This is a genomic window from Stenotrophomonas sp. FBCC-B152 (assembly GCF_059134105.1).
In genome coordinates this window covers 1,932,914-1,957,007 of the sequence record NZ_CP101442.1, presented here as the reverse complement: position 1 = coordinate 1,957,007, position 24,094 = coordinate 1,932,914, and the positions used below count along the sequence as shown (strand labels likewise).

Sequence of the window (24,094 nt, the reverse complement as noted above, 5' to 3'; positions counted from 1 at the left end):
GCACTGTTGGTGACGGAACATGCATCTGCCTGGCAGCTTCCCCTACGTCCCGCTGTGGCTGCTCACCGTGATCTTCTTTGTCGCGCTGATCGCGGCGCGTGAACTGGGGGCCTTCCTGCGTACCCGCCAGAATCGGCGCAAGGCGCAGAAGCCGGTAGCCGCTGACGCCGAAGCCGGCGACTCGTTCTCGACCAACACGGTGCTGGGCCTGCTGGCCCTGCTGATCGGCTTCACCTTCTCACTCGCGCTGGGCCGCTATGACGAGCGCAGGTCCCTGGTGCTGCATGAAGCCAACGCGCTGGGCACCACGTGGCTGCGCACGGACCTGCTGGACACCGCCGATGCCGAGCGGGTGCGCAGCGTGCTGCGCCAGTACATCGACGCCCGCGTGGACTTTGCCAATGCGAAGACCGCACAGCAGGAGATCGATGAGTACGCACGCACCACGGCGCTGCAGACCGAGCTCTGGGCTGCGGTGATGGCAGCCACCGCTCCCTTCCGGGACACCCCGCGCGCCAGCCTGATGGTCACCACCACCAACGACTCCATCGACCTGGCGGGCGAACGCTTCGCGGCCCGGCAGGACCACATCCCGCACCGCATCCTGCGGATGCTGTTCCTGTTCGCGCTGTTCGCGGCGGGGTTGCTGGGCTACGAGCGGGTGCGCCAGCGCACCTCCACCACGTTGTTGCTGCTGCTGTTTTCGCTGGCCGTGGGGCTGGTCCTGGACCTGGACCTGCCCAGTACCGGCGGCATCCACGTGCCCCAGGACCCGATGCTCGATCTGCAGCGCTCGGTGGGGCTGCCCACGCCTTCATAGGGGTTCGCCATGTCTGTTTCACCCCGTTGCACCCGCACGGCGCGTCGGCGTCATCGTTTCGTGTCGCTGTTCCTGGCCCCAGCGCTGGCAGGACTGTGCCAACCGGTGTGGGCGCAGGACGCCGATGCCCTGGCCAAGAAGCTGTCCAATCCGGTCGCGGCGCTGATCAGCGTGCCGTTTCAATACAACTACGACGACGGCTACGCCAACGGTGGTTACCGCCACACGCTCAACATCCAGCCGGTGGCGCCGTTTTCCATTTCCGAAGAATGGAACATCATCTCCCGCACCATCCTGCCGGTGGCCTACCAGAAGGATGTGATTCCCGGCACCGACCAGGCCGGGCTGGGCGACATCACCCAGAGCTTCTTCTTCGCGCCGAAGGAAACCGGGCCGTCCGGCGTCGTCTGGGGCATCGGGCCGGCCCTGCTGCTGCCTACCGGCACCGATGACCTGGGCGCCGACACCTGGGGGGCTGGCCCCACCTTCGTGGTGCTCAAGCAGGACAAGAGCTGGACCGTGGGCGCGCTGGTGAACCACATCTCGGACATCGCCGGCAGCGGCTCGCGCCGGCGCGATATCAGCAACACCTTCGTCCAGCCATTCCTGGCCAAGGCGTTCCCGGGGGGGCGCACGCTGGCGTTCAACATCGAGTCCACCTACGACTGGAAGGCCAGCCAGTGGACGGTGCCGCTGAACATCCAGTACTCCAAGGTGAGCAAACTGGGCAGCCAGATGATCAGCTATCAAGGCGGCGTGCGCGCCTACCTGGATGGCCCGCGTGGCGGGCCGGACTGGGGCGTTCGGTTTACTGTCACGTTGCTCTATCCGAAGTGAGCGTCCTTTTCAGCTGATGAACAACCAGACCGCCGTCCACCCGCCGAGCAGCAACAGGCCGATGGTGAATGCGGTCGTGGCGCGGTGGCGCGAGTCGATGACGCCGCGTTCGATATCCCGTGTCACCATCCGGTAGCGCACCAGTGACCAGACCAGCAGCGCCAGGCCCAGCAGCACCATGCCAAAGCCGGCGTTGCCGGCGTCGTGCAGCAGCAGCCTGCCGCTTTTGGGCGCCTCGTCGTTCTGGATCAGGTAGGTGCTGAACCTGTTGATGGTGATCCCGAACCCGATCAACGACACGGTCGTGCGCAGATAGGCCAGATGGGTGCGCTCGTTGCCCAGGTGGGTGCGGCCACGGGCGAGGTCGTTGGCCAATGACGACGGAGGCGTTTGGGATCCATCTGTAGGGGTGCTCATGGGCGCTCCGCTGCTTGCATGGAATTACAGACAGAAGTCTGCCGCAGGTGGCGGAACCGCCGCATGCGTGTCAATGCGGGTACTGGAGCAGTAAATTTACCGGCCGAGGGAGCTTCACCACAGTCTTGATAGAGTCGGGCACTACCCACGGAAGCGCGACCATGCCACTGACCGACAAGCAACTAGCCATTCTGCGGGCCATCGAGGCGACCGATCCCGTGTCAGCGGACGATGCCACCTGGGCCGTCGCCGAAGGTCTGGCGGTGCAGGCCGAAGACAGTGATATCGACCTGACGCCCGCCGGCAAGGACGCATTGGGCGAGGGGTAGTACTGGCACGCCTTTCGCGTGCACTGCATGCCGGCTGCACGCGCGCTCCACACCGCGCTGCCTACAGTGGCTGCCATTCCCCCGACGGCGCCCATAGCGTGAACCTGCAGACCTCCATGCCCCTTCCGCTTCCGCGCCGCCCGTTGCCGGACAGCTGCCAGTTCGAACTGCTGGACGTGAACGCGCTGCAGGACCCGTGCAGCGGGCGCATCGTGCACCTGTACTCGATGGTGGCGCGCTGCCTGTCCTGCGAGGCGGTGTTCAAGGCGCAGGAAGGCGACGGGTTCGTCAGCACCTCGGCCGCACGCGTGCTGCGCTGCCCCTCGGGGTGCGGCCAGCAATCGCTCAGGGGCGCCGCGCTTCGGCAGTGGGGCGCACAGGCAACGACCGGCTCTGGATCGACACCGCTTCAACAATCTGTTCCGGCGTAAACGCGCAATGTCCTTCGCCGGTGGGCGGTAGCGTCCTCGGCGGGGGCGTCGCGCCAGCCTTGGCGGCAAGTGCCGGGTAGACCGGCTCGAAGCGGGGCGTCACGGAAGGGTCATTGAGGTTGTACTGCAGCAACAGCGGCCGGCGCAGCGCGCCGGTCAGGCGCAGGTCGCGATCAAGCTTTGCCTTTGCCCCGGGATCCGCGGCAATGCGCCGAACGCCGGCGTTGAATGCCTCGTCGTCGCCGAAGCCTGCATAGACGGTGTCCTTGTTGCTGACCGGAATGCCGCCGCTGATCTTGACCAGCTGCTGGAACACCAGGGCATGCAGGCTGATGGTGCCCGCCAGCTCATCCACCTTCAGCTCCAGGCGCTTTGCCAGCATTTCGGCTGCCTCCGGGCGGGACTGCACGGCAGCGGCGATGGCATCCACCATCTCCCCCTGCGGTAACGTCGCAGCGGCAGGTGAGCTCAACCCACCTTCGGGCAGGCCTTTCGCGCCTGGGAAGAAATACTCGAACGCCACCAGCGAGGTGAGCACTTCGGCGGCCAGCACATCGCCGGGCAGGTTGGCGCCACACATCGAGATGCCACCGGTGTAGTGCTCCGGCATCCGCTCCAACGTTCCGATCGCCACCGCGCCCCCCATCGAGAAGCCCAGGATCCAGCTGCGTATCGTGTCTGGATGGTGGGCCACGAACTGCGCGCGCAGCCGCTCCAGGTCATCGATGGCCCCGCGCACGGCCCAGCCCTGGTCGGCGTATCCACTCTGCGCCACCGCATAGCCGGCCTTGACCAGCGCCTCGCTCCACGCATTGCCCGGCCACGGGTCCGGACGCGGCGTACCGACGGGCTCGAAACCATGGGCGTACATCACCAGCTCGCCGTTCCAGTGGGCCGGCACGTCGATGCGCCAGGGCGCGCCCTGCAGCGTGCCCGTTTCGCTGTGGGTTTCCGGGGTCACCGGGGCCTTGGCCCAGCCCGGCGGAAGCAGCAGGGCAGTGCACAGCCCCAGGCACAGCGATACGGTCGCAGCAGTACGCATCCAGATCAACCTCGGTCAGGTGCCGGCGCAAGATCGACCAGCAGCGTGGGAATCAATTCGGAAACCGTGGGGTGGATCGGCACCGCCCAGCGCAGTTCATCCAGCGGTCGGTCGGCACTGATCATGTCGAGGATGCCGTGGATGGCCTCGTCGCCGCCAGTGCCCAGGATCGCCGCGCCGAGAATCTTCCGGGTTTCAGCATCGGCCACCACCTTCATGAACCCCTTGGTCTCACCTTTTTCCACCGCACGGCCGACACGGGTCATGGGCCGCTTGGAGAACAGCAGGGGCCGACCGGACTTCACCGCCTCTGCCTCGGACATCCCGGCCCGACCCAGCGGCGGGTCGATGAACAACGCGTACCCGGGCACCCGGCTGCTCACCCGGCGGTCCTCCCCATCCAGCAGGTTGGCGGCCACGATCTCGAAGTCGTTGTAGGCGGTGTGGGTGAAGGCACCACGGCCGTTGCAGTCACCCAGCGCCCATACGCCGGGAACCGATGCCTGCAGGTGGTCGTCCACCTTGATGTAACCGCGCTCATCCCGGTCGATCCCTGCGCTGTCCAGCCCGAGGTCGTCCGTGTTGGGGCGGCGGCCAATGGCAATCAGGACGTGGCTTCCGGCAACCTCAGCGGGGCCGGTGGTGGTCTCGAAGGCCACCTCGATCCCGCCGTCGATCTTCCTGAAGGCAATCTTGTCGGCGCCGGTACGGACCTCGATGCCCTCATCTTCCAGGATGCCCCGCACCGCCTCGGAGACATCCGGGTCCTCGCGTGTGATCAGCCGGTCGGCCCGCTCGATGACGGTCACCTGCGCGCCGAACCGCCGGTACATCTGTGCGAACTCCAGCCCGATGTAGCTGCCGCCCACCACCACCAGGTGGCGGGGCAGGGTGTCCAGCGCCACGATGCTGCTGTTGGTCAGGTAGGGAACATCGCCCAGGCCCGGCATGTCCGGCACCGCCGCGCGGCCGCCCACGTTGACGAAGATGCGGGGGGCAACAAGGCGCTCCCCGTTGACCGTGATGCTGCCCGTTCCATCGAAGCGGGCGTGGCCACGAATCAGTTCGACATTGGGCATGCCTGCCAGCCAGTCCTCATTCCCTTTGCGCGAATCCATGATCACCTTGCGAGCGCGGGCTTCCACCACTTTCATGTCGACGCTCACCGAGCCGGTGGAAATTCCGTAGTCGGCACCCCGGCGGGCCATCTGCGCGGCATAGGCGCTGGCCACCAGGGTCTTGGTCGGCTTGCAGCCGGTATTGACGCAGGTGCCGCCCACCAGGTGGCGTTCGATGATGGCGACGCGCATGCCCGCCGCGTCCAGCCGGCCGGCCAGTGATGGCCCAGCCTGGCCCGTGCCGATGATGATGGCGTCGAAGCTGCGGGTGGGACCCGACGGGCCAGGCGACTGGGGGGCGTTGGACATGGAGGTACCCTGGTTGTGTGAGCCAAGGGCCATTCAATACACTCGTCCGCGTGAGCGCCACGCAGATCATTCGCCGCTATACCGAAGAAGAAGCCCGGAAGCTGGCCAGCGAATGGCTTTCCGTGTTTGGTCGTGACCGGTTGGGGCTGAACACCAAAACCTTCATGTGGCACGTCTTCAGTGCCGGGCGCTCCCCCAGTATCGGCGGCGACGCGGCCGAGGCGGAATACCGGTTGCAGACCGGGGTGGAGTTCGTCGTGTTGTCCAACGACCGCAATGCCGCGTTCCTAACAGACGTTCGTCCGGACACGCCGCAATGGTCCGACTGTTATGTGTTCCCACCTAACTTTGCCTGGACCATGGCATTCACCCATGAGGCCGGTTGGCTGGGACCTTACTTCGCCCGCCACCGAGATTTCGCGAGGCGGGATGCGGAGAACCAGGCAAAGCCGCGGAAGGTGCAGGAGCGGGCAGAGGCGCGTGCCAAGGGGTGGTGCGAATAGCGGCATCTTGTATGCTCCTGTTTGGAACCACCATGGAGCGGTAGCGTTGAACAAACAGGTTGCGGTTGTACTGTTTGCACTGATGATGACCAGTTGTGTCGAGACGCCCAGTGCGGCGGTCGCCAATGCGGTCACTGACACGGCGACGCCGACCGAACAGGCACCGCGCAAGGCGTCCGCCCTAGGCGGCCAACGCGGCGATGGCGCACCCTACGAGGTAGTCGGTAGCGAGGTGTGGAATGTGCCGGACCCTGTGTCCGGGCGGATGTACCAGGTGTTTGTTGCGCTGCCGCCGTCTTACGACGAAAGCCCGGACCGCAGATACCCGGTTCTTTACGTGACCGACGCCGACTACGCATTTCCGTTGGCGCGGCAGATCGGCCGGCGCCTGAATGTGGAAGGCCCCAAGCTGGAAGAGTTCATCCTGGTGGGCCTGTCCTATTCGGTGGGTGACGATGGCATGACCAGCCGCCGGCGCGACTACACCCCGACACCCAATGGCCCCAGCAGCGCGCCAAAAGACGCCGTGCACGGCGGCGCTGCACCCTACATCACCTATCTGCGCGAGCAGGTGCTGCCGTTCGTCGCCGGCCGCTACCGCACGGACGAAAGCCGGCGCCTGTTGCTGGGCCATTCCTACGGCGCGTTGCTGGGCAGCCAGATCCTGTTTACCGATCCGGACATGTTTTCCGGTTACATCGTGGGCAGCCCATCGTTCTGGTACGACCGCAATGTGATGTCGCGGTTCGAGAAGGACTACCGCGCCGGGCACAACGATCTGAAGGCATCGGTGTACATGTATGTCGGCGAGCGTGAAGCGCCGGCCTTCGGCAACGACGCGGACATGGTGGCCGATGCGAGAAACATGCAGGCCGCGCTGCGCGCGCACAACTATCCATCGCTTCGCCTGAAACTGGACGTGCTCAACGACGAGGACCACCTGAGCGTGGCCCCGCGCGGATTGACCCACGGGCTCAAGTACCTGCTTGGCAAGCAGCCGGGCGGCTGACGGCTTTAGTGTCTGTGGGCGGTCAGGTCTGATCGTCCACAGGCGCCGCAGGCGCGTTGGCCTTCACCGATTCGATCCCGCCATCGCGCGCAGCGGTGGTCGAATAGCGCTCGCTGGTGCCGATCACCTCGCCATTTCCTGCCTTGAGGTTGAACATCGGTTCGCCGTTGCTGGCGTTCTTTCGCTCGTAGCGGCTGTCGGCAGGTGAATTCTTCCGCACCGATTCAATGCCGTTCTGCGCGCTCTGCTTGGTGGTGTAGCGTTCGCTGTGCAGGATGGGCTCGCCATTGGCCGCCTTGAGCACGAAAAGGAACTGGGGGCCGGAGCGGGTCAACAGAAACTTGGCAGCCATGGGACCTCCACCTGTCTCGCCAGGAATGGCGCAGGCAATGTGTTGCATGCGCTGGCGGGTGTCTATCCTGAAACCGACGTCCGGAACGCTCGTTCCTTACTCGCGGCGCAGCTTAATGTCCACGTCGCGTGCCGTGTTCGAGATCAGCTGCAGCCCGAAGTCGCCGGTGCCATGCCGGGCCTTCACCAGCACATCCTCGCCATCGTCGGTCTCCACATGGAAGCCTTTGCCCAGGGCGACCCCCAGCGCATCGCGGGCTGACTTGGCGATGTGGTTTTCCGATTGGCCATCCAGTACGGCCACGTCCACCTGCAACGGTGGTGCATCTTTTGGCCAGACCCGGAAGCTGATCGTGCCATCGGACTTGGCGCGCTCGTCGAACACGATCCGCCATTTGTTGGAGGCGCGTGGGCGTTCGGTTTCCGGTGCCGCAACCGTGGCCGGCGCTCCAGCCGTGGTCTGCGGGGACGCGAGGGAGGGTATGACGAGGGCCAGCATGGCCGCCGCGCGCAGCAGGGCGATTCGTGGGAGGCAAAGGTTCATGGCCAGGCTCCGAAAGGGGGCAGCCACGCTGCCGACCATTCAGAGTCTGCAACCACGCCCCGATCATTGCATGCGTGTCAATGCGTAGCCGGGCCCAGTAATTCTACGGTGAGCGGCTCGCATCGTGACGCTGAATCCTGCCTCGGGCAGCGAAAAGGCACAGCCCGGTGCACACGCCCCACAGTGTTGCCAGCAGGAGGATCATGCCCAGTGCGTAATCGCTGCCGCGGTAGCCCACCACGATGCTCATGTCCCACGCCATCAGACCGGCGACGACCACGCTCAACACCAACTGCACGCGCGGGATCCACAATGCCAACCCACCGCGCGACTCCCGCCAGATGCGGCGGGCCGCCAACACGAACAGGAGCGTCACCACCGGGATGCCAACCCATACTAGCTGCTGCATGAAGACGCAGAGGAATGCCAGCTGTGCCCACGCTGGCACCAGCAGCAGGAACGGCGCATGGCGCGCCGTGGCATTTCTGGGGGCGGTATGGCGGCGCAGCAGGATGAAGCCCGAGACCAGTCCTGCGAAGATCAGGAAAGGCGTGGCCATGAACATGGAGAAAAAGCCGCGGAAGTCGGAGGCGGCGGCAGGCCCCGCAGCCGTGGCCAGAACAAGGGCAAAGAGTGCTCGCTCGGTTCGATCCATGAACGTGTTGCTTCCTGTTGCTTCCTGATTGGGGCAGGACGATAGCAGATCGGCTCATCGAAGCCGATGCTGAATGGCTTTCCGGTCAATCTTCTCCCCGTGGGCTGCAAGGCAATGCGCTCGCTGCGTCTGAAGCCGTTCGGTGGGGTTGAGACGGGCCACGTTGGAACCGGCCAGTCAGGCGGGACCCGGCCAAGTCAAGGGCGGGGCCGACCAGCCGTCGCGCCGCGCGGCTTGGGTTGGTTAGGTGTATATTGTCGGAAATATTGGACACCACGGGGGTGCGGAATGATCAGTCATCTTGCTCAAGTGGGCGATTCCATCAGGGAGCGGCGGTCGGAGCTTGGGCTTTCCCAAGCACTGCTTGCAAAGCTGTCCGGGCTGACCAGGCAAACAATTAATGGCCTGGAGAGTGGCAAGCTCAAGGACTTGGGCTTCAACCGGGTATGCCAGGTGATGAACGTGATCGGGCTTAGTCCGGGTATGCCTTCAACTGGGCCCAGAAGCGCCAAGAAAGCGCTCTGGATGGCAGCTAACACCGCTAACGTGAGCTACAAACGTGAAATCAATCCCGAGCAACTTGCACACATTCTTGCTACCGGCGATCTGAAGCGCGAGTTCATTGCCCACGTTGCCACGCTGCTGGAGGAAGCCCCCATCCCGCTACTGGTGATGGCGGTGGAAGAGGCTGCGATCAAAGAACGCGTTGCTCCGCAAAAAATCTGGAAGAACGTTGCATCGCTGGCGGATAGTCTTGATCTGGTTCGCAATGGCCTCTTCAAATGATTTCACCACACGAGCTTCCAGAACAGATACTGCCTGATGGGCCATGGAAGGCGCTCTTCGCGAACGCCATGGTGCTGATCCAGGAGATCCAAGCGGTAGGGGGAGGCGATGGTCCTTTCTGGACCTTTGGGGGCGGCACCGTCCTGATGTTCCGATACGACCATCGGGCCAGCAAAGACATCGATATTTTTGTCCCGGATCCTCAGTACCTCGGATACGTAACACCGCGGCTAAGTGACACGGCCGCCGCGATGACAGCCAACTACGTCGAGGATGCGAGCTCCTACGTGAAGCTTGAGTTCGCAGAAGGCGAGATTGACTTCGTGGCATCGCCCAATTTAATGGGCGATGCTTGGGAGTGGTGGAACATCTGTGGCCACGCGGTTCGAGTTGAGCGGCCCGCAGAGATCATCGCCAAGAAGATGTTTCATCGGGGCAAACAGGCTACGGCGCGGGACCTGTTCGATCTTTGTGCAGTGGTTGAGCGCGATGCAGAGTGTTTGCGCAACGCTGCGCCGTTTCTGGTCAGATATCGAACTGAGTTCATTGAGCGCGTTTCGGCGAGGTCTAGGGTTCTTGAGGCTTCATTCGACGAAATTGACATGCGCAGCTACAAGCCAACCTTGGACCACTGCATCAGGACAGCCACCGCGTTTCTGCGGTCGGTGTAATTTTCCCGTATTCAGGACTTCGCGCCTTGGCCGTCAGGCTGGTGAACTGCACTGCCTTGGATCGTCGATGCGGCGCCTAATTTCTGCGGATCAATAGATTGCTTCGGTCGATTGGCCATGTCAGGACATACCCTACAGATGGTCAGATTATTCCGATACTCAACGAATTACCCGCCCGGCACACTCTGCATGCGAGGTTGAGAGTCTTGCTGGTCACGGCTCGCTTCGCGTAACGAGTGCCGGTCCGCGGGCCAACCCGCGGGGGCTGGCGAGGTGAGGTTTAAGCAATCACAGGGACATCCATGCGAGACGACAAAGTAATCGGCGAAGTACTCATCGATGAGAGGAACATTCATCTCACGGCCGAGCACTCGCGCTTACACAATGACTTCAATCGGGAGAGGTCAGTCGCCGAAATAAGGGGGAAGCTGCTTGAGGTCGCTTTCGATAAGCTCAAGTCGCCGAGTTTCATGCCCGGAGAGATGTTGAACGCGTATGACGTCTGGTTCGTCATTGATGAGTTTCCGAAGGGAACAAGGTTCAACTCTGAGCCGATGGACTCCAATCCGCCGCGCTATCACCTCAACTTCTTCGTACGGCTGGGCAGAGATACCACTGGCAGCATTACTGACCAACCGTTGTAAGCTAAAGGGAACAACCCGTGCCGCTTGTGTGCGGTGCGGGCCATCCAGCGCGCCGTGCGGGCGACTAGCCCAACGGGCCGGGAGGTAGGTCAGATTGCGGAGCCAAGCGATGCCGCGCGCAGACCTGCCCGGCGCGGTCTTGAGGGCGTGTCTTCTGCTCATGTCGGATAACCCCCCGCCCGTAGACCGCACCATCCTGCGCGGTGAGGCCGTCATTCAGACGGCCGTACACAGCCCCGGGCGTATAGTCGATCCACACTACGTTTCCCCATGGCACCGGACTCCCCCGAGTTCATCACCGCAAGGATCGACGCAATGCCCAAGGGCTCAGACCTGTTGGTCGCCGCACTCGAAAACGAGGGCGTGGACCGCATCTTCGGCGTTCCAGGCGAGGAAAACCTCGACTTCCTGGAATCGCTCCGCAACTCCAGCATCGAGCTGGTCCTCACCCGCCACGAACAGGCGGCCGCCTTCATGGCCGCCACCCACGGCCGCCTTACCGGCAGGCCGGGCGTCTGCCTGGCCACGCTCGGCCCCGGCGCGCTGAACTTCTCCACGGGCGCGGCCTACGCCCACCTGGGGGCCTGGCCGATGATCCTCATCACCGGCCAGAAGGCGGTGATGAGCGCCAAGCAGGCCCGGTTCCAGATCGTGGACATCGTGGCCTCGATGAAGCCGCTCACGAAAATGACCCGCCAGATCGTCAGCGCAGCGGCCATCCCGGCCACCGTGCGCGATGCCTTCCGCGTGGCCATGGAAGAGCGGCCCGGCCCGGTCCATCTGGAACTGCCGGAGGACATCGCCGTCGAGGAAGTGGAAGACGTCCCAGTCATTCCGGTCCACCCGCTGGAGCGCCCCATCGCCCACGGCGCCGCGCTCGACTGGGCAGCAGAAGCCATCCTGGCCGCCAAGCGTCCGTTGGTGATGATCGGCGCGGCTGCCAGCCGCCCGTGGCTGACCGAATCGCTCTCCGCGTTCGTTTCCCGCACCCGCCTGCCGTTCTTCAACACCCAGATGGGCAAGGGCGCCGTCACCGGTGGCTCCAATCTGTACATGGGCACCGCCGCGCTTTCCGAAGGCGACTACGTCCACGAGGCCGTCGCGCGGGCGGATCTGATCATCGCCATCGGCCATGACACCGTCGAAAAGCCGCCGTTCCTGATGAAGAGCAGCGGTGGCCCCAAGGTCATCCACGTGAGCTTCCAATCCGCCACGGTCGAGCAGGTCTACCACCCGGATATCGAGGTGATTGGTGACATCGGTGCCAGCGTTGATGGCCTGGCCGCGCGGCTGGAAGGCAAGCTGGCCGAAGACCAGGGCATGGTCGACCTGCGCCAGAAGATCCTGTCGCGCCTCAACGACCGCGCCGACGAGGACCGCTTCCCGGTCACCCCGCAGCGGTTGGTGCACGACGTGCGTGAAGCCATGCCCGAAGACGGCATCGTCTGTCTCGACAACGGCATGTACAAGATATGGTTTGCCCGCAATTACCGCACCCACGTGGCCAACACGCTGCTGCTGGATAACGCCCTGGCCACCATGGGCGCGGGCCTGCCGTCGGCGATGATGGCCTCCATGCTGTACCCCAAGCGGCGCGTGCTGGCCGTGTGCGGCGATGGCGGCTTCATGATGAACTCGCAGGAGATGGAAACCGCGGTTCGGCTGGGCCTGAACCTGGTGGTGATCATCCTCAATGACAGCGCCTACGGCATGATCCGCTGGAAGCAGGCCGTGGATGGCTTTGAAGATTTCGGCATGCGCTTTGGCAACCCGGATTTCGTGCGCTACGCCGAAGCCTATGGCGCCAAGGGCACGCGGGTAACGTCCGTAGACGAACTGGTGCCCACGATCGAAGCCGCCTTTGCCGGCGGCGGCGTGCACCTGCTGGACGTGCCGATCGACTATTCCGAAAACACCCGTGTACTGGTCGACGAGCTGCGCAACCGCACCCCCGATGTGGGCTGTGCGTAAGCGGCACCGTTGACCACTGAATACAAGGAACCCCACATGTTGACCGTAGTACAAGCCTTCGACCGCGCCCCCATCCAGGACGTGCCGTTTGATGACGCCGCCGCGCTGGAGCGCAAGCTCGGCAATGCCGAACGCGTGTTCAAGGACCGCGACGGCTGGCTCAAGCCGCACCAGCGCATTGCCATCCTGCGCAAGCTGGCGACCCTGATGGAAGCCAAGCGCGACCACCTGGCCCTGCAGATCGCGCGCGAAGGCGGCAAGCCGCTGCCGGATGCCATTGTCGAAACCAACCGCGCCATTGATGGCGTGCACAACGCCGCCGATGAGCTGCGCAACTTCGCCGGCCGCGAAATCCCGATGGGTCTTTCCGCAGCGGCCGAGAACCGCTGGGCGTTCACGACCAAGGAGCCGCTAGGCATCGTGGCCGCCATCTCGGCATTCAACCACCCGTTAAACCTCATCGTCCATCAGGTTGCCCCCGCCATCGCGGTGGGGTGCCCGGTCATCATCAAGCCGGCCTCCACCACGCCGCTGTCGTGCCTGGAGTTCGTGGCGATGGTCCACGAGGCCGGGCTGCCGGAGCCGTGGTGCCAGAGCTTCATTCCGGAGGGCAACGAATTGGCCGAAGCGCTGGCTACCGACAAGCGCGTGGCCTTCCTCAGCTTCATCGGCTCGGCGCGGGTGGGCTGGTCGCTGCATTCCAAGCTCGCCCATGGCGCACGCTCTGCGCTGGAGCATGGCGGCGTGGCACCGGCCATCGTGGACCGCAGTGCGGAACTGGCCAAGATCATCGAGCCCATCGTCAAGGGCGGTTACTACCACGCCGGGCAGGTGTGCGTGTCCACCCAGCGCATCTTCGTGCATAACGAAATTGCCGAGGACTTCACCGATGCCCTGATCGCACGCGTGGAGAAGCTGCGTACCGGCGACCCCACCCTGAAAGACACCGAAGTGGGCCCGCTGATCCAGCCGCGCGAAGCCGACCGGGTGGCCGAATGGATCGACGAGGCAGTGAAGGGCGGGGCCACGCTCGCCACCGGTGGCAAGCGCCTCTCGGAAACCACGTTGCAGCCCACCGTGCTGCTCAATCCCGCCGATGACGCCCGAGTCACCACGCAGGAGATCTTTGGGCCGGTGGTGGCGGTGTATCGCTACAGCGAGCTGGACGAGGCCATCGCACGCGCCAATTCGCTGCCCACCGCCTTCCAGGCCAGCATCTTCGCCCAGGACATCGACGTGGCCATGCGTGCCGCCAACCGCCTGGATGCCTCGGCCGTGATGATCAACGACCCCACCGCGTTCCGCACCGACTGGATGCCCTTCGCCGGCCGCCGGGAATCGGGCTACGGCACCGGCGGAATTCCGTACACCATGCGGGATATGTCGCAGGAAAAGATGATCCTGATGCGCAGGAGCTGAGCCCAGGCCCGGAAACGGTATGTTTTCTGGGTGGGGCACAGTAGTTGTACGGGCGCGCAGGGGTAGGGCAGCTGATGCAATAGCACTGCATCCGCCGCCCGCCCTGTTCTGGAGAGTCACATGCGCTTCCTGGCACTTTCGTCTTCCGTCACGCTCATCGTTGCAGCGCTCGCCACCAGCGGGTGCCAAACCACACCGCCGCCCGCTGAGCCTTCAGCGCCTGCGCCCCGGTCGTTGCCGGGCCCCATGACAGCGGCTTCTGCTGCGGTGACGTTGCAGGGCCAGATCACCGCCATCGACACCCGCACCCGCGCGGTGACGGTCACCGGTGCCGATGGAGGCAGCCTGGACTTCATCGCCGGCGCCGACGTGCGCAACTTCAACCAGCTGAAGGTGGGCGACAAGGTCACCTTGGACTACCAGGCCGCCGTCGCGCTGGACCTGCAGCCGGCAGGCAGCGCGCCGGTGGGCGTGACCAAGTCGCAGGCGGGTACCGTGCCGATCCGCGGTGCCACGCCGGGTGGGGCACGTTCGAACACCATCGAGATCGTCACCGAAGTGGCGGCCGTGGACCCGGTGGCCAACACCATCGCGCTGCGAGGGCCGCGCGGCAACACCCAGATCATCGCGGTGGAGCGCGAGGACCTGCGGGCCAAGCTGCCCAACGTAAAGCGGGGTGACCTGCTGAAAATTTCCTATACCGAAGCCGTCGCGCTGGGCATTCGCCGCGACAGCCCCTGAAACAACGGCGGGGGAGGCCCGGGGCAGGTGGGTGCACGCCTGCCCCGGTGGGCACTTGACGGGCCAGTGGGTAGCCTTGAAGATCGGCGCATTCAGCCTGCCGTCCAAGGATTGACCATGTCTGGCTTCATCGGTGACCTGTTGGAAGGCATTGTCGATTTCGTGACCGATATATGGGTGCTTCGCCGGCAGCGCGCCGCGAATGGCAGGGCAGCGAATTCGTGGGGTGAGGATGCGGCGGATACGGCCGTGTTCAATGCGTGGGTGATCGGTCTTTCGATTCTGGCCCTCGCTGCCGGCGTGATCATGCTCTTCGTGCTCAAGCTGCCGCTTTGGATGAGTCTGGCGCCGGTAGTCGCGGGTGGGGTTTACGTGGGCCACCGTTGGATTGCGCTGACCCGCGCCTGATCGCGCACCGTGCGTCGAATGCGTCATGCGTTCGGTATTCCCGCTTTGCACGCCTGTGACGCGTTGAACGCCGCAGACGTGATCTGGTGCCGACGAAAACACGCCGCACCGCGCGAAATTGCACGCAAACCGCCCATTCCACGACACATATAGATGGCGCCGATCAAACGCGGCCGATCGAAAGATCAAAACAACTTCCGCTATGCTCACGTTCGCGACATGGTTGAACCTCGGAGCGTAAGAACTCCCACAGTACGATGCAACTTGGACGTAACATGTCGGGAGGGTGACGAAATACAACACCTTCGCGGGAATACGTCGCGCCGGACTGTGCGGTTCTTAACCTCCCGACTCCCTCGCCATCCCGGCGAGGGACGCTCCCCAACGGAGGTTCCACCATGTCCAGTCATTCCACTGATGCACCTTCCAGCGCAGTCGCCAGCCAGAAGCTCTGGTGGCGCAAGCCAAAAAGCGTCATGACCAACGCGCTGCACCACGACGGCTTGGTGACCTTTCCCGGCTGCCCGCCCATTCCTTGCCTCAAGCTGCGCGGGCTGTGGATTCGCGCTCTCGGCATCGAACCTGGCACCCGGTTGTATGTTGAAACAAGGCCGGGCGTCATCATCCTCTCGGTTGATCAAGCTGGCGTAACCGACATGCCTTCGGTGGCGTATCGCAAAGCTGTGCGCACTCCCGTCATGCTTGATAAGCAATGAGCACGTCCAGCATCGTTCACAGCTGAGACTGGCCGCACAGAACAGCGATCTCGCGATCCGCAGCACTCGATGCGAACGTACACTCTTCGTCAAGAAGAACCTCGGCTCACACGCCGAAGCAGGACGAACAATGACAAAGACATCAGGCAGTCCGACCACTAAAACACCAACTGAGCGCGCACCAACCCACAAGGCAAAGAAGGCTGCGCGCGGAGCGGCTGCGGCACCCGGCGCGGCAAGTGCCAAAGCCGGCGCGGAAGCGCCGGCGTCCAGGCGAAAGAGTTCGGCGCCGAAATCCTCTCTTGCACTGGCCGGGCCAGTGAGAGAGCACACCAGCACGTTTCCGCTAAGAAAATTCCGCGTCTATGGATGCAGTCTGACCAAAGCCCAGCGCATCAGTGCTGTGTTCTCAGTAATGAAAACGAAATAGTCTGAACTATGATTACGTCAGGGATTGACGCGAACTGCGCGAACCAAGTGTGGATCATTGCGCATTGATGAGTTCAGGATCAGGTCCTCGCCGCCTCGTAACACTGGATGCTACGGCATCTCCACAACCACCTTGCCCTTGGTCCGCCCGCTCTCCATATGGGCCAGCGCACCCCGGGTCTCCTGGAAAGGGAACACCCGGTCGATGACCGGGCGGATGGCACCGGACTCCACCAGCGAGGTGATCTCGCTCAGCTGACGCCCGTTGGCGCGCATGAACAGGAAGGTGTACGTCACGTCCTGCTGCCTGGCCTTGCTGCGGATGCCGCGGCTGAGCAGGCGGAGCACCTGCTTCAGGGGCCACGCAAGCCCGCGCGCCACAGCAAACGCAGGCGTGGGCGGTCCGGAGATGGAAATGAGATGTCCGCCAGGCTTGAGGATCTGCAGCGAGCGGGTCAGTTCGTCCTTGCCGAGGCTGTTGATCACCACATCGTAGTCGCGCAGTTGCGTGGCGAAATCCCGCTGCTTGTAATCAATGACGACATCGGCGCCCAATGCTTTTACCCACTCCACATTGGATGTACTGGTGGTGGTGGCAACGAAGGCGCCCAGATGCCTGGCCAGCTGGATGGCTACGGTTCCGACACCGCCGGAGCCGGCTTGGATGAAGACCTTCTGACCCGACTTGAGCTGGGCGGTTTCGACCAACGCCTGCCACGCGGTCAGCGCAACCAGCGGCAGTGAGGCGGCCTCCACCATGGTGAGGCTGCTTGGCTTGAGGGCAACAGAGGCGGCGTTGACCGCGATGAGCTCGGCGAAGGTCCCGATGCGATCATCATCGGGACGCGCATACACTTCATCGCCCGGTTTGAAGTGGTGCACCCCTGCACCCACACTCACCACCGTGCCGGCCATATCGTTGCCAAGGATCAGCGGCAGGCGATAGGGCAGGATCAGCTTGAACTCCCCGGTGCGGATCTTGGTGTCCAGCGCATTGACGCTGGCCGCATGCACGCGGATCAGAACATCGTCATCCCGCAGCGACGGCTGTGGGGCGTCGCCGATGCGCCCGGTTTCCGTTTTGCCATAGCGGTCGATGAGGAAGGCTTTCATGCGCGGTGTGTCTCTGGATGAGGGATGCAGTAGGGCTGCCGGACTCACTGGGCGGGGCGATAGCGTTCCGCCGCCTGCGCCTGCCGGATGTCCGAGAGCAGGCCTTGGCGGGAGGCGTCCAGCGTGTTCCAGCGCTCGGCCACATGCAGCGGTGGAATGGTGACGGGCTCGCGGCGATCGAAACCGACCAGGGCGGCGTCGACCAGCTCGCCGACATCCATAACCTCCGACAGGGTGTTGATGTCGATGCCGGCACGCTCCCAGATCTCGGTGCGCGTGGCCGCAGGCAACACGGCCTGCACGTATACGCCCTTGGGCGTCAGCTCCAGGCTCAGTCCCTGCGACAGGAAGAGTACGAACGCTTTGGACGCACCGTACACGGACATGCCGAACTCCGGCGCCAGCCCAACCACCGAACCGATGTTGATGATCGCGCCTTCGCCGGCGTTGGCCAGGCGCGGTGCGACGGCCGCAGCGAGGCGGGTCAGGGCGAGGGTGTTCAGTGTGATCAGCTGTTCGATGCTGTCTGCCGACTGCTCAGTGAAGCCGCCGGATTGAGCGATGCCTGCATTGTTGATCAGGATGCCGATGCAGGCATCGTCGCGTAGTCTGGCCTCAACGGTGGCCAGGTCGCTGCGCTGGGTGAGATCGGCCGGAAGCACATCGATGGCCACGCCGGTGTCGTGGCGCAGGCGCTCGGCCAGTGCGTCCAGCCGCCCCTTGTCGCGCGCGACCAGTACCAGATCGTGGCCGCGGCGAGCAAAACGTTCGGCATAAACGGTGCCGATGCCGCTGGAGGCGCCGGTGATGAGGACAGTAGGCAGGCTCATGATGTGTCTCTTGAAATGTGATGGGCGAACGGGACGCAGCGCGGCGCTGGCCGCAGGGTTACTGCGGGAGCGTTTCGGTCAGGGCGGGGTAGTCGGTGTAGCCTTCCGCGCCACCGCCATACAGCGTGGCCGGGTTCAAGGCGTTCAAGGGCGCGCCGGTCTTCAAGCGTTCGACCAGATCCGGATTGCTTATGAAGGCACGGCCAAACGCGAACAGGTCGGCCTTGCCAGCGGCGAGATGCGCGTCGGCCAGTTCCAGGTCGTAGCCGTTGTTGGCCAGGTAGGTGCCGCTGAAACGGCGGCGCAAGCCTTCGAAATCGAATGGAGCGACGTCGCGCGGGCCGCCCGTCGCGCCTTCGACCACATGCAGGTAGACGATGCCCAGCGCGCTGAGCTGATCGACGATGTAATCGTACTGCGGCTGCGGGTCGCTGAGGGTTGCAATGGCGTTGGCCGGAGAGACCGGCGAGATGCGCACGCCGGTGCGATCGGCGCCGATCTCAGCAGCCACCGATGCAGCCACCTCCAACAGCAGGCGCGCACGGTTTTCGATCGAACCGCCGTAGGCGTCGGTGCGCTGGTTGGCGCCGTCCTTGATGAACTGTTCGAGCAGGTAGCCGTTCGCACCGTGGATTTCGACACCGTCGAACCCGGCGGCAATCGCATTGGCGGCAGCCTGGCGGAAATCGTTGACGATGGCGGGTAGCTCGCCGATCTCCAAGGCACGCGGATCGGATACATCAACAAAGCCGTTGTGGACGAAGGTCTTGGTCTGCGCGCGGATCGCCGATGCGGACACGGGCGCAGCGTTGCCCGGCTGCAGGTCCACATGCGAGATGCGGCCCACATGCCACAGCTGCACGAAGATGCGTCCGCCGCGTGCGTGCACGGCTTCGGTGACCGTGCGCCAGCCATCGATCTGATCCTGCGTGTAAAGCCCTGGGGTGTCCTGGTAGCCCTGGGCCTGCGCCGAAATCTGGGTGGCCTCGGTGATGATCAGACCGGCCGAGGCGCGCTGTGCGTAATAGGTGGCGGCCATCGGACTGGGCACCAGACCGGCACCGGCGCGGTTGCGCGTCAGTGGCGCCATCACGATACGGTTGGACAAGGTAAGCGGGCCAAGGGGATAAGGCTGGAAGAGCGGCGAAGTCGTCATGGGGGGTGCAGGGTCGTGATCGTTGTGGGGTGGCAAAGGCGGGCCAGCAGTGTCGGCGGCTGCAGGGTCTAATGATGATGACCGTAATCTTAGGTGTCAATGGTTTGATTATGACAATAATCTATCCGTGATAAACTCTGGATCCAGCAAGGCAGAGCATCAAGAGACAACCCGTATGAAGGTCACCAAGGCGCAGGCCCAGGCCAACCGAGCCCACATCGTCGACACCGCATCCGCCCTGTTCAGGGAACGGGGCTACGACGGTATAGGCGTGGCAGACCTGATGGCGGCCGCGGGCTTTACCCATGGCGGCTTCTACAAACACTTCGGGTCCAAGGCCGACCTGATGGCTGAGGCGGCGAGCTGCGGCTTGGCGAAATCGGCCCTTGCCGCCGCCGACATGGATGCGGCGAGCTTCATGAGCTACTACCTGTCCCGCCAGCACCGTGACACGCCAGGCCAGGGCTGCACCATGTCAGCTCTGGCTACGGACGCGGCGCGGCAGGCGGATCAGGTCAAGGCAGCTTTTGCAGCCGGTATCGAGGCGCAGCTGGCCGTATCTCGATATCCAGAAGGCCAAGGAGACAGCCTCACACCCGGGCAGTTGCGTGCGCGGCGTATCGCCTTGATGGCCCAAGCGGTCGGCGCGCTGGTGTTGTCCAGGGCCTGCCCGGACGACTCACCGCTGGCGGACGAGATCCTGGATGAGTGCCGAGCAGACGTGCTGGCGCGGCTGTCGGGTGTACCCAACGGCTGACGTGTGCCTCTGTCTGCCTATCTCCCCAGCGCAACCGACCAGGTCAGAAATGCGGCCCAGGCCGGGAGGATAAGCAGCGTCCATCCTGCAAGCTGACGGAACCCGCGGCGGCCGAACACAGCGACCAGGAGCGCGAATGCCGGGCCAAGCACGCCGATCTCGATCAACAGGTTCCGCCAGAGATAGTAGTTGTCGAACGCCAGCGATCCAGCACTCGGAAGGACGCCGGCCGGAATGCTGACTCCGCCATCGAGAGGCCAGAACAGCGGAACAGGGTGAGCTCCCACCAGTAAGTCCAGGAGCGGGTGGGACATCCCGGCGGCCAGCAACCATCTGAGTTCGAGGTTCGCGGGCAGAAACCGCGACATGGTGAGCTTGACGAAGAGCGCGGCAGCTATTGCGAACAGCAGGCTATGACTGATCCGGGGCTCGGCGGCGTAGTCGAAAAACCAGACGGCGAAGTAGTCCAGATCTGGCCCCACAGCCAGGACAACGAAAGGAACCGCCGCCCAGCGCGACGAACCGCGTTGCTGCGCGTTGCAGCACAGGTACATTGTAAGTCCTACCGAGGCATGGGCCGCGATGGAAGACATGGGTTTGGTTGTTGGTGATCAGCAGCGAGCTTGACCCGCCCGCGTGGGTAGCTGATGGCGCCTGTGTGTGGCGGAGGTGAAGCCTGAGCCGAAGCGGGCAGGGGATCAGGGCGCTCCATGGGAAGGACCAGTTATTGCAGCACCGGCACCTGAATCAGTCTCGCGGCACGGAAGCTCTACGGCCCGGAAGATATCTGCATCCTGCGCGATGCGCTCGAACTGGGGACGGCCGAACCAGAATCCCTGCATCAGGCTGATGCCCTGGTCGGAAAGGCAGTGCGCCTCATCGTTGGTTTCTATCCCTTCGGCAATGACATCGATACCCAGCTGCCCGCACATGGCCACCACACCCGCCACGATCGCCCGCCGTGAGGGGCTCTGGTCGATTCCCCGGACCAAGGCCATGTCCAGCTTGACGATGTCAGGCTGGAAATCGGCGAGCAGGTTCAGGCCGGCAAAACCCGCGCCGAAATCATCGATGGCCGTCTTGAAGCCGATACGCTTGTACTCGTTGAGGATCTCAGCCAGCCACTTTCCGTCGCTGATCTGCTCCCCCTCCACGGTTTCGAAGATGATGCGCTCCACCGGAAATCCATGCCGAGCCGCCGCTTGGAGTGTGGAGCGTATGCAGACCTCGGGCCGGTAGATCGCGTTTGGCAGAAAATTGATCGAAAGCGCGGACTGCATCTGCAGCTGCGACGCGATCCGGATGGCCTTCTCGCGGCAGGCCTGGTCGAACGAGTATCGATTCTCCGGCGTGATTCGTGGCAATACTGAACCTGCGGGCTCGCCAGCCGGGCCGCGCACAAGGGCTTCGTGCGCGAATATTCTCCTTGCGCGGATATCGACGATGGGCTGGAAGGCGTAGCTGAAGTCAAACGGCAGCGGATCTGCACCGCGGCAGTGGGCGCAGCCGGTGCGCAGATCGGGGGAGGGCATGCAGTTGGCTCCGTGGCCTGTTCAGGGTGATCAGCATAAGCCTGCACCCATCAGTGCCTTGTGGAGGCCGCTGCTCTCTCAACCAATGACAAACTTCTGGCCGTTCCGCGCGATGAACTCGTCAAGCGAGGTCAGCGGAATACCCCAGCTGCGAACCGCTTCCAGGTCTACCTTGTAGCCCTCCACGTTGTTCCATGTCTCGTGCTGGTAGCCCAGCTCACCATACGGCTGCGTGAGCGCTTCCTCTTTCGACAGGGTAATCGCCGAGACCGGTTTGCCGGTGGCACGTGTAAATTTCGCCGCCACCTCGGGGTAACTTGCCAGTTCCGCCGCCAGGCTGATTTCGTGACCATGGAATCGCGTGGGATCAGCGAAGGCGGCCGCTGCGAACGCGCCGATGTCCTTCGCCGCGATCCAGTCAATGCCCGTCTCCGCTTCAACTGCAGTTTCAAACCGACCACGTTCGCGAAGCGAGGGCCACATGGAGTCAACCATCGGTGGCACCAGGTTGTCCATGATCATGGCCGGCTTCAGGATCACCCAGTGGCGGAAGCCCTTTGCCTTGACCATGTCGATTACAGCGGCCTTGTTGTTCCAGTACAAAGGCTCCCAGCGACCCTTGTCCCAATCAACGAAGTTCTCCTGGTCGCCGGCACGGGCAACGGACGTGTGTACGACGGTGTCGACTCCCGCGCGCCAGGCCGCGTCGATCAACGCTCGACCAGTGACGATCTCGGTGTCGGGATCCCCCGGATGCGAGCCCATCTGCATCGAGAAGACGCCCTCCACCCCTGTCAAGGCAGCATCGAGGCTGCCTTGGTCAAGGAAATCGCCCGTTACGACCTCAACACCCTGCGCCGCAAGGGCTTGCGCTGCAGAGGAGGAGGGATCGCGCGTCATTGCACGAACCAGGTGGCCAGCCGCCAGAAGCGCGCTGACGACGGCGCCGCCCTGCTTGCCTGTGGCGCCAGTAACGAGGATGGGGCGGATCGTAGAACGCGACATCGGAAGACCTCCAGGAGGGAAATGGGCAAACGCTACGCAGCAGCGCTGAGCCAAGCATGCTCCCCCTGGATACGAAACGCAACCGTTTCGGTACGCTTGAGTTTCGTATGTTCAGCCTATATATTGATTGGTATGAGCAATCAGGATCAAAGCCCAATCTCCAGCCACCAGCACCGCTTACCAGCCGCGGAGCGGGGGCGAACCCAGGACAGAACCCGCGACGAGCTGATCATTGGCGCGGCGCTCGAGTTGCTAGGCGAAAAGGGCTATCAGGGCCTCACGATGACCGACGTGGCGGCACGCGCAGGCGTGTCAAAGGCCACGCTGTATCGACGTTGGACGGCGAAGGCGGACCTTGTCGCGGACGCCGTGGCAACCCTGACACCATTGACCACTCCGCGTTATCCGGGCACTTCGCTACGGGACGACCTTGTGGCGTTGATGGAGCACGCCGGTAGATGTGAGGACAGTCCGGAAGTCGTGATCGCGACGATGGAAATGGCTCGGTCCCATCCGGATCTCTACCAGACGCTCACCGAGCGTTTTGCCTCGTTCATTCGCGCCGAGCTGCAAGGTCTCGCCAAGCAATCGTCAAAGGCGGGGCACGCGACTCTGACCGAGCCGGAACTTGATGCTTTGCGCGATACCGTTGTCGCACTGATGGCCCATCATAGCGGGCCCGCAGGCGAATCGATTCCGCGCGAGCGCCTCGTTGTACTGGCGGACCACGTGCTGCTGGTTCTGTTGACCGGGACGCGGGGCTCTGGGACCGGTAACGGGTCTACTAGGTAAGCTGGGGTCGTTCGCTTACTGCGTGGGATCGTTGACATCAGCACAAACCTGCGCGGCAATGCCCATGCTGCAGGCGAGGAAGACCAAGGTGCTGGAGACGGGCGCTGCGGTGCTACAGGACCGCCCGCCGATTGAGGCCATCAACGCCTACCTGGGTGGCTTCCATGCGGAGCGGCCGGTCAGGCCGCTCCCTCGTGATGCGCTACCGGTTCAGGCAGCCTGCGCGGCCTTGGCGTTGCCCCCTGACTTGGCAATCATCGTCAACTTCTCGTCGGTTGCCTTTTCTTCCGCAAGGGTTTCCAGCAGCAGCGGGAGCGCGTCCTTGTAGCCAAGCTGCTTGGCGAGCGCGGCGATCGTGCCGTAGGAGGCGATCTCGTAGTGCTCGACCTTCTGTGCGCCACCGATCAAGGCGGCATCGCGCACGGGGCCTTCTTCGATGCTGTCGATGGCGTCTTTGCCTTCTTCAACCAGACCTTCCATGGCGGCGCACTTGATGCGCTTGAGCCGAATGCCGAGCAGCTCCACCACTTTATCGATGCGCTCGATCTGGCCCTGGGTTTCCTCCAGGTGGGTTTCGAACGCGGCCGCCAGGTCCGGGTTGGTCGCCGCACGGGCCAGGCGGGGTAATGCCTTGGTGAGCTGCTTTTCGGCGCTGTAGATATCCGACAGTTCGTGGATGAACAGGTCTTCTGCTGTTTTGATCGCCATTCTGGTTCTCCGGGTGGGTGCTGAGTGAAGTACCGAACCTATGCCCCTTCC

Annotated in this window: 29 protein-coding genes; 16 read left to right on the top strand and 13 right to left on the bottom strand. The window is 63.7% G+C overall.

Translation table 11 applies throughout. The features are described 5' to 3' along the window. The first annotated feature begins 19 nt into the window (after nt 1-19). Together NMB40_RS09175 and NMB40_RS09170 are read left to right on the top strand one after the other, a co-directional pair. Nucleotides 20-820: a bestrophin-like domain gene (locus NMB40_RS09175; protein WP_494360785.1), complete on the top strand. Its 801-nt coding sequence runs from the start codon at nt 20-22 to the stop codon at nt 818-820. Nucleotides 821-829: 9 nt separating this feature from the next. Beyond that, on the top strand, nt 830-1,657 hold the full coding sequence (locus tag NMB40_RS09170) for a transporter (protein ID WP_494360784.1): 828 nt from the start codon (nt 830-832) through the stop codon (nt 1,655-1,657). A 9-nt stretch (nt 1,658-1,666) separates the two neighbouring features. Here NMB40_RS09170 and NMB40_RS09165 read toward each other — a convergent pair whose 3' ends face one another. Further along, nucleotides 1,667-2,074, bottom strand: coding sequence for a YidH family protein (locus tag NMB40_RS09165; RefSeq protein WP_494360783.1), 408 nt, complete (start codon nt 2,072-2,074; stop codon nt 1,667-1,669). A 161-nt stretch (nt 2,075-2,235) separates the two neighbouring features. On the opposite strand from NMB40_RS09165, the gene NMB40_RS09160 reads away from it, so the two are divergent. Both NMB40_RS09160 and NMB40_RS09155 read left to right on the top strand, forming a co-directional pair. Continuing rightward, nucleotides 2,236-2,403, top strand: coding sequence for a hypothetical protein (locus NMB40_RS09160; protein WP_282244425.1), 168 nt, complete (start codon nt 2,236-2,238; stop codon nt 2,401-2,403). Nucleotides 2,404-2,501: 98 nt separating this feature from the next. Beyond that, a complete protein-coding gene (locus NMB40_RS09155; protein WP_494360782.1) occupies nt 2,502-2,834 on the top strand; it encodes a hypothetical protein in 333 nt (110 codons plus the stop codon). On the opposite strand, the gene NMB40_RS09150 is transcribed toward NMB40_RS09155, so the two are convergent. Next, the gene (locus tag NMB40_RS09150; protein WP_494360781.1) at nt 2,749-3,876 is read right to left on the bottom strand and encodes an alpha/beta hydrolase; all 1,128 of its coding nucleotides are present in this window, start codon (nt 3,874-3,876) and stop codon (nt 2,749-2,751) included. The genes NMB40_RS09155 and NMB40_RS09150 overlap by 86 nt on opposite strands. A gap of 5 nt (nt 3,877-3,881) precedes the next feature. Then, nucleotides 3,882-5,303, bottom strand: a complete 1,422-nt coding sequence (locus NMB40_RS09145) for an FAD-containing oxidoreductase (RefSeq protein ID WP_494360780.1) — start codon at nt 5,301-5,303, stop codon at nt 3,882-3,884. A 50-nt stretch (nt 5,304-5,353) separates the two neighbouring features. On the opposite strand from NMB40_RS09145, the gene NMB40_RS09140 reads away from it, so the two are divergent. Both NMB40_RS09140 and NMB40_RS09135 read left to right on the top strand, forming a co-directional pair. Further along, the gene (locus tag NMB40_RS09140; RefSeq protein ID WP_494360779.1) at nt 5,354-5,806 is read left to right on the top strand and encodes a DUF4275 family protein; all 453 of its coding nucleotides are present in this window, start codon (nt 5,354-5,356) and stop codon (nt 5,804-5,806) included. Nucleotides 5,807-5,888: 82 nt separating this feature from the next. Beyond that, nucleotides 5,889-6,815 (top strand): alpha/beta hydrolase, encoded by a 927-nt coding sequence (locus NMB40_RS09135; protein ID WP_494360778.1) that lies wholly within the window; start codon nt 5,889-5,891, stop codon nt 6,813-6,815. Between the two features lie 22 nt (nt 6,816-6,837). Here the strand turns inward: NMB40_RS09135 and NMB40_RS09130 are convergent, their stop codons facing one another. From NMB40_RS09130 to NMB40_RS09120, 3 genes are all read right to left on the bottom strand, one after another. After that, nucleotides 6,838-7,167, bottom strand: a complete 330-nt coding sequence (locus NMB40_RS09130) for a YegP family protein (protein WP_494360777.1) — start codon at nt 7,165-7,167, stop codon at nt 6,838-6,840. Between the two features lie 96 nt (nt 7,168-7,263). Beyond that, nucleotides 7,264-7,710, bottom strand: a complete 447-nt coding sequence (locus NMB40_RS09125) for a hypothetical protein (RefSeq protein ID WP_494360776.1) — start codon at nt 7,708-7,710, stop codon at nt 7,264-7,266. Between the two features lie 103 nt (nt 7,711-7,813). Further along, nucleotides 7,814-8,365 carry a hypothetical protein gene (locus tag NMB40_RS09120; RefSeq protein WP_494360775.1) on the bottom strand — a complete coding sequence of 184 codons (552 nt, stop codon included), beginning with the start codon at nt 8,363-8,365 and terminating at the stop codon, nt 7,814-7,816. 288 nt (nt 8,366-8,653) lie between these two features. Between NMB40_RS09120 and NMB40_RS09115 the strand changes: the two genes are divergently transcribed. The 8 genes from NMB40_RS09115 to NMB40_RS09080 all read left to right on the top strand — a co-directional run bounded on the left by NMB40_RS09115 (nt 8,654) and on the right by NMB40_RS09080 (nt 15,721). Beyond that, nucleotides 8,654-9,151 carry a helix-turn-helix transcriptional regulator gene (locus tag NMB40_RS09115; RefSeq protein ID WP_494360774.1) on the top strand — a complete coding sequence of 166 codons (498 nt, stop codon included), beginning with the start codon at nt 8,654-8,656 and terminating at the stop codon, nt 9,149-9,151. Further along, nucleotides 9,148-9,822, top strand: coding sequence for a nucleotidyl transferase AbiEii/AbiGii toxin family protein (locus NMB40_RS09110; protein ID WP_494360773.1), 675 nt, complete (start codon nt 9,148-9,150; stop codon nt 9,820-9,822). Before NMB40_RS09115 ends, NMB40_RS09110 begins: the two co-directional genes overlap by 4 nt. A 302-nt stretch (nt 9,823-10,124) precedes the next feature. Beyond that, entirely contained in the window at nt 10,125-10,466 is a 342-nt protein-coding gene (locus NMB40_RS09105) for a hypothetical protein (protein ID WP_494360772.1), read from the top strand. Between the two features lie 315 nt (nt 10,467-10,781). Beyond that, entirely contained in the window at nt 10,782-12,437 is a 1,656-nt protein-coding gene (locus tag NMB40_RS09100) for an acetolactate synthase large subunit (RefSeq protein WP_494360771.1), read from the top strand. A 36-nt stretch (nt 12,438-12,473) separates the two neighbouring features. After that, on the top strand, nt 12,474-13,856 hold the full coding sequence (locus NMB40_RS09095) for an aldehyde dehydrogenase family protein (RefSeq protein WP_494360770.1): 1,383 nt from the start codon (nt 12,474-12,476) through the stop codon (nt 13,854-13,856). Between the two features lie 246 nt (nt 13,857-14,102). Next, the gene (locus NMB40_RS09090; RefSeq protein WP_392923859.1) at nt 14,103-14,597 is read left to right on the top strand and encodes a hypothetical protein; all 495 of its coding nucleotides are present in this window, start codon (nt 14,103-14,105) and stop codon (nt 14,595-14,597) included. A gap of 117 nt (nt 14,598-14,714) precedes the next feature. Next, nucleotides 14,715-15,005, top strand: a complete 291-nt coding sequence (locus NMB40_RS09085; RefSeq protein ID WP_494360769.1) for a hypothetical protein — start codon at nt 14,715-14,717, stop codon at nt 15,003-15,005. 398 nt (nt 15,006-15,403) lie between these two features. After that, nucleotides 15,404-15,721, top strand: coding sequence for a SymE family type I addiction module toxin (locus NMB40_RS09080; protein WP_494360768.1), 318 nt, complete (start codon nt 15,404-15,406; stop codon nt 15,719-15,721). Between the two features lie 540 nt (nt 15,722-16,261). On the opposite strand, the gene NMB40_RS09075 is transcribed toward NMB40_RS09080, so the two are convergent. From NMB40_RS09075 to NMB40_RS09065, 3 genes are read right to left on the bottom strand one after another with little or no spacing between them, the layout of a single operon-like run. Beyond that, on the bottom strand, nt 16,262-17,263 hold the full coding sequence (locus tag NMB40_RS09075) for an NADP-dependent oxidoreductase (RefSeq protein WP_494360767.1): 1,002 nt from the start codon (nt 17,261-17,263) through the stop codon (nt 16,262-16,264). 44 nt (nt 17,264-17,307) lie between these two features. After that, nucleotides 17,308-18,096 (bottom strand): SDR family NAD(P)-dependent oxidoreductase, encoded by a 789-nt coding sequence (locus NMB40_RS09070; RefSeq protein ID WP_494361060.1) that lies wholly within the window; start codon nt 18,094-18,096, stop codon nt 17,308-17,310. A 55-nt stretch (nt 18,097-18,151) separates the two neighbouring features. Then, nucleotides 18,152-19,249: an alkene reductase gene (locus NMB40_RS09065; protein ID WP_494360766.1), complete on the bottom strand. Its 1,098-nt coding sequence runs from the start codon at nt 19,247-19,249 to the stop codon at nt 18,152-18,154. A gap of 175 nt (nt 19,250-19,424) precedes the next feature. On the opposite strand from NMB40_RS09065, the gene NMB40_RS09060 reads away from it, so the two are divergent. Then, complete coding sequence (locus NMB40_RS09060) at nt 19,425-20,006, top strand: TetR family transcriptional regulator (protein ID WP_494360765.1); 582 nt, start codon at nt 19,425-19,427, stop codon at nt 20,004-20,006. Between the two features lie 17 nt (nt 20,007-20,023). Here the strand turns inward: NMB40_RS09060 and NMB40_RS09055 are convergent, their stop codons facing one another. The 3 genes from NMB40_RS09055 to NMB40_RS09045 form a co-directional block, all read right to left on the bottom strand. Beyond that, a complete protein-coding gene (locus NMB40_RS09055; RefSeq protein ID WP_494360764.1) occupies nt 20,024-20,599 on the bottom strand; it encodes a metal-dependent hydrolase in 576 nt (191 codons plus the stop codon). 105 nt (nt 20,600-20,704) lie between these two features. Further along, nucleotides 20,705-21,538, bottom strand: a complete 834-nt coding sequence (locus NMB40_RS09050; RefSeq protein WP_494360763.1) for an EAL domain-containing protein — start codon at nt 21,536-21,538, stop codon at nt 20,705-20,707. Nucleotides 21,539-21,616: 78 nt separating this feature from the next. Beyond that, a complete protein-coding gene (locus tag NMB40_RS09045) occupies nt 21,617-22,543 on the bottom strand; it encodes an NmrA family NAD(P)-binding protein (RefSeq protein ID WP_494360762.1) in 927 nt (308 codons plus the stop codon). Nucleotides 22,544-22,675: 132 nt separating this feature from the next. Here NMB40_RS09045 and NMB40_RS09040 point away from each other — a divergent pair, with 132 nt between their 5' ends. After that, on the top strand, nt 22,676-23,335 hold the full coding sequence (locus NMB40_RS09040; RefSeq protein ID WP_494360761.1) for a TetR/AcrR family transcriptional regulator: 660 nt from the start codon (nt 22,676-22,678) through the stop codon (nt 23,333-23,335). 210 nt (nt 23,336-23,545) lie between these two features. Here NMB40_RS09040 and NMB40_RS09035 read toward each other — a convergent pair whose 3' ends face one another. Further along, nucleotides 23,546-24,043 (bottom strand): YciE/YciF ferroxidase family protein, encoded by a 498-nt coding sequence (locus NMB40_RS09035; protein ID WP_494360760.1) that lies wholly within the window; start codon nt 24,041-24,043, stop codon nt 23,546-23,548. Nucleotides 24,044-24,094 lie beyond the last annotated feature (51 nt).

What these genes read in the sequence shown, in the direction of transcription:
- NMB40_RS09130 (WP_494360777.1), bottom strand. Translation starts at nt 7,167, where the DNA reads ATGGCTGCCAAGTTTCTGTTGACCCGCTCCGGCCCCCAGTTCCTTTTC.
- NMB40_RS09065 (WP_494360766.1), bottom strand. Translation starts at nt 19,249, where the DNA reads ATGACGACTTCGCCGCTCTTCCAGCCTTATCCCCTTGGCCCGCTTACC.
- NMB40_RS09105 (WP_494360772.1), top strand. Translation starts at nt 10,125, where the DNA reads ATGCGAGACGACAAAGTAATCGGCGAAGTACTCATCGATGAGAGGAAC.
- NMB40_RS09090 (WP_392923859.1), top strand. Translation starts at nt 14,103, where the DNA reads ATGACAGCGGCTTCTGCTGCGGTGACGTTGCAGGGCCAGATCACCGCC.
- NMB40_RS09135 (WP_494360778.1), top strand. Translation starts at nt 5,889, where the DNA reads ATGATGACCAGTTGTGTCGAGACGCCCAGTGCGGCGGTCGCCAATGCG.
- NMB40_RS09150 (WP_494360781.1), bottom strand. Translation starts at nt 3,876, where the DNA reads ATGCGTACTGCTGCGACCGTATCGCTGTGCCTGGGGCTGTGCACTGCC.
- NMB40_RS09125 (WP_494360776.1), bottom strand. Translation starts at nt 7,710, where the DNA reads ATGAACCTTTGCCTCCCACGAATCGCCCTGCTGCGCGCGGCGGCCATG.
- NMB40_RS09080 (WP_494360768.1), top strand. Translation starts at nt 15,404, where the DNA reads ATGTCCAGTCATTCCACTGATGCACCTTCCAGCGCAGTCGCCAGCCAG.
- NMB40_RS09060 (WP_494360765.1), top strand. Translation starts at nt 19,425, where the DNA reads ATGAAGGTCACCAAGGCGCAGGCCCAGGCCAACCGAGCCCACATCGTC.
- NMB40_RS09160 (WP_282244425.1), top strand. Translation starts at nt 2,236, where the DNA reads ATGCCACTGACCGACAAGCAACTAGCCATTCTGCGGGCCATCGAGGCG.
- NMB40_RS09170 (WP_494360784.1), top strand. Translation starts at nt 830, where the DNA reads ATGTCTGTTTCACCCCGTTGCACCCGCACGGCGCGTCGGCGTCATCGT.
- NMB40_RS09110 (WP_494360773.1), top strand. Translation starts at nt 9,148, where the DNA reads ATGATTTCACCACACGAGCTTCCAGAACAGATACTGCCTGATGGGCCA.
- NMB40_RS09120 (WP_494360775.1), bottom strand. Translation starts at nt 8,365, where the DNA reads ATGGATCGAACCGAGCGAGCACTCTTTGCCCTTGTTCTGGCCACGGCT.
- NMB40_RS09075 (WP_494360767.1), bottom strand. Translation starts at nt 17,263, where the DNA reads ATGAAAGCCTTCCTCATCGACCGCTATGGCAAAACGGAAACCGGGCGC.
- NMB40_RS09055 (WP_494360764.1), bottom strand. Translation starts at nt 20,599, where the DNA reads ATGTCTTCCATCGCGGCCCATGCCTCGGTAGGACTTACAATGTACCTG.
- NMB40_RS09115 (WP_494360774.1), top strand. Translation starts at nt 8,654, where the DNA reads ATGATCAGTCATCTTGCTCAAGTGGGCGATTCCATCAGGGAGCGGCGG.
- NMB40_RS09175 (WP_494360785.1), top strand. Translation starts at nt 20, where the DNA reads ATGCATCTGCCTGGCAGCTTCCCCTACGTCCCGCTGTGGCTGCTCACC.
- NMB40_RS09035 (WP_494360760.1), bottom strand. Translation starts at nt 24,043, where the DNA reads ATGGCGATCAAAACAGCAGAAGACCTGTTCATCCACGAACTGTCGGAT.
- NMB40_RS09040 (WP_494360761.1), top strand. Translation starts at nt 22,676, where the DNA reads ATGAGCAATCAGGATCAAAGCCCAATCTCCAGCCACCAGCACCGCTTA.
- NMB40_RS09085 (WP_494360769.1), top strand. Translation starts at nt 14,715, where the DNA reads ATGTCTGGCTTCATCGGTGACCTGTTGGAAGGCATTGTCGATTTCGTG.
- NMB40_RS09100 (WP_494360771.1), top strand. Translation starts at nt 10,782, where the DNA reads ATGCCCAAGGGCTCAGACCTGTTGGTCGCCGCACTCGAAAACGAGGGC.
- NMB40_RS09050 (WP_494360763.1), bottom strand. Translation starts at nt 21,538, where the DNA reads ATGCCCTCCCCCGATCTGCGCACCGGCTGCGCCCACTGCCGCGGTGCA.
- NMB40_RS09165 (WP_494360783.1), bottom strand. Translation starts at nt 2,074, where the DNA reads ATGAGCACCCCTACAGATGGATCCCAAACGCCTCCGTCGTCATTGGCC.
- NMB40_RS09095 (WP_494360770.1), top strand. Translation starts at nt 12,474, where the DNA reads ATGTTGACCGTAGTACAAGCCTTCGACCGCGCCCCCATCCAGGACGTG.
- NMB40_RS09145 (WP_494360780.1), bottom strand. Translation starts at nt 5,303, where the DNA reads ATGTCCAACGCCCCCCAGTCGCCTGGCCCGTCGGGTCCCACCCGCAGC.
- NMB40_RS09045 (WP_494360762.1), bottom strand. Translation starts at nt 22,543, where the DNA reads ATGTCGCGTTCTACGATCCGCCCCATCCTCGTTACTGGCGCCACAGGC.